The sequence below is a fragment of the Acinetobacter sp. UBA3132 genome (assembly GCF_002364825.1).
GTDB classification, from domain to species: domain Bacteria; phylum Pseudomonadota; class Gammaproteobacteria; order Pseudomonadales; family Moraxellaceae; genus Acinetobacter; species Acinetobacter schindleri.
On sequence record NZ_DEZM01000109.1, the window covers coordinates 8,139 to 10,852 of the forward strand.

At 43.7% G+C, this 2,714-nt stretch carries 4 protein-coding genes; 1 reads left to right on the top strand and 3 read right to left on the bottom strand.

What is annotated here, in order from left to right; all coding sequences use genetic code 11:
• Positions 1–361, bottom strand: a 361-nt coding sequence (locus B4033_RS05370; protein ID WP_286832559.1) for an outer membrane protein assembly factor BamE, incomplete at its 3' end; no start/stop codon positions are given.
• Between the two features lie 112 nt (positions 362–473).
• On the opposite strand from B4033_RS05370, the gene fur reads away from it, so the two are divergent.
• Positions 474–911, top strand: a complete 438-nt coding sequence (fur, locus tag B4033_RS05375; RefSeq protein WP_004811125.1) for a ferric iron uptake transcriptional regulator — start codon at positions 474–476, stop codon at positions 909–911.
• Between the two features lie 73 nt (positions 912–984).
• On the opposite strand, the gene B4033_RS05380 is transcribed toward fur, so the two are convergent.
• Complete coding sequence (locus tag B4033_RS05380) at positions 985–2,106, bottom strand: PilT/PilU family type 4a pilus ATPase (protein WP_048881346.1); 1,122 nt, start codon at positions 2,104–2,106, stop codon at positions 985–987.
• 30 nt (positions 2,107–2,136) lie between these two features.
• Positions 2,137–2,714 (bottom strand): type IV pilus twitching motility protein PilT (locus B4033_RS05385; protein WP_286832562.1); only part of this gene is annotated, 578 nt, incomplete at its 5' end.

The window sequence follows — 2,714 nt, forward strand, 5'->3', positions numbered from 1 at the left end:
GAGGTAAACCGGGTTGTGACGCTGGAATTGTTTCTAGACCTTCAATGCGTTCCACAATACCGTTTGGATTGAAGTAGATTTTTAAGTGCTGACCACGTGCAGCAGGAATGTTGGCTTTTTTAGCATAGGTTCCTGGGGTATAATTGTAGATGTAGTCCCAGCGTAATGGATTTAAAGGATCTGTCACTGTTGGGCTGCCAAGTAGGAAGCGGACTTGTTGGTGGCTCATTCCCACCTGGATTTTAGAGGCTTGTGCTTGAGTTAAAGGTGTTCCTTGAGGAATATCAACTTTGTACACACCTAAGGTCGAACAGCCGACGAGCAATGAAGTGACGAATAACGTCAACATGATTTTTTGCATTTTGCTACACTATCCCAAATTAATTATGATGCATTTGATCCAAGGATAGATCATACTGCATCTAAACTTTGTTGCATATTCCAACTTTAATTTTGTTGAGAGACCTTTTTACATGCCTATTTCAAATCAAGATTTACGCAAAGCTGGACTGAAAGTTACCCTGCCTAGAATTAAAATATTAGAACTATTAGAAAACTCACGTCAGCACCATTTAAGCGCGGAAGATATCTACAAGACTTTACTCGATCAAGGGGAAGATGTGGGTCTTGCAACTGTATATCGTGTGTTAACACAGTTTGAAGCAGCGGGCATTATTCAGCGTCATCACTTTGAAAATAATCATTCTGTATTTGAAATTATGCAGGATGATCACCATGATCACCTGGTATGTCAAAACTGCAATAAAGTTGTTGAATTCACCAATGACGTAATTGAACATGAACAGCACGAAGTTGCGAAAAAATTCGGCTTTGAATTAACAGGCCACTCACTGAATCTGTATGGTTACTGTGATGAACCTGAATGTCAGGACGCTTATCGTAAAAAATAATGCCAGGATGTTCCTAGGTATAAAAAACAGGCTTCAAAGGAAGCCTGTTTTTTTATGAGGATATTAATTAATCTTAAGATTGTCCATCAAAGGTAATATTGCTGCCGGCATTCATTAGATGTGCACCACCTTCTTCGGATAACTTGATTTGCAGACGCAGATCGTTTGGAGAGTCGGCATGTTTCAACGCATCCTTATAGCTGATCTGTTTGGCCTTGTACAGGTCATACAGTGCTTGGTCAAAGGTCTGCATTCCAAGTTCACGTGAACGCTTCATCAAGTCTTTAATTTCATGCACATCACCTTTACGGATCAGATCTGAAACTAAAGGTGAGTTGATCAGGATCTCAATTGCGGCACGACGGCCTGTACCATCAATGGTTGGGATTAGTTGCTGTGCCACCATCGCTTTGAGGTTTAAAGACAAGTCCATAAACAGCTGGTTATGACGGTCTGCCTCAAAGAAGTGAATAATCCGGTCAATGGCCTGGTTGGCGTTATTGGCGTGCAGGGTGGCAAATACCAGGTGACCGGTTTCCGCAAAGGCAATAGCATAGTCCATGGTTTCACGGGAACGGATCTCACCGATCAGAATCACGTCTGGTGCCTGACGCAGGGTATTTTTCAGGGCGATTTCAAATGAATCTGTGTCGATCCCGACTTCACGCTGGGTGATGATACAACCCTTATGCTGGTGCACAAATTCGATCGGGTCTTCGATGGTGATGATATGACCTTTGGAATTTTCATTACGATAACCAATCAAAGAGGCAAGGGAAGTCGATTTACCGGTACCTGTTGCGCCCACGAAGATGATAATCCCGCGCTTGGTCATCGCCAGTTCTTTCAGAATTGGCGGTAACTTTAAATCATCCATAGTAGGAATGACGGTTTCAATACGACGCAGAACCATACCCGGCTGATCACGCTGCTGAAATGCACTGACACGGAAACGTGCTGATTTGCTGGGATTGGTAATCGCAAAGTTACACTCACGTGTATCGGCAAATTCTTTGCGCTGTTTTTCCGTCATAATTGAATGCAGAATCTGGCCTACTGCTGGTCCAGGTAATTTGACTGATCCAATCGGCACAATTGAGCCATTCACTTTAATTGAAGGTTCTACATCTGCAGTAATGAACAGATCCGATGCCTTTTGTGCCACCATATAGTCGAGTAAGCCGTTAAAATCCATACTTCGTCCCCGAGAAAATCAAAACATTTTTTATAGGAAAGATTCAGGCTGTTTAGCAGCAGTACGCGCAACTTGTGGGCTGATCACGCCTTTAGATACCAGTGTTTTCAGGCTCTGATCCAGCGTAGTCATACCATAGTTGGCACCGGTCTGAATGGCAGAGTACATTTGAGCAACTTTGTTTTCACGGATCAGGTTACGGATGGCCGGAATACCGATCATGATTTCATGTGCAGCGACACGACCACCACCATTTTTCTTGAGCAGGGTTTGTGAAACGACTGCTTGTAATGATTCAGACAGCATGGCACGAACCATGTCTTTTTCTTCGGCCGGGAATACGTCGATTACACGGTCAATAGTTTTAGCAGCGGAAGTTGTATGCAGGGTGCCAAACACCAGGTGACCGGTTTCAGCAGCAGTGAGTGCCAGACGGATGGTTTCAAGGTCACGCATCTCACCCACCAGGATAATATCCGGGTCTTCACGTAATGCAGAACGTAATGCTTCATTGAAACCATGCGTGTCACGATGCACTTCACGCTGGTTGATCAGACATTTTTTGGATTGGTGTACAAATTCAATTGGATCTTCGACGGTCAGAATAT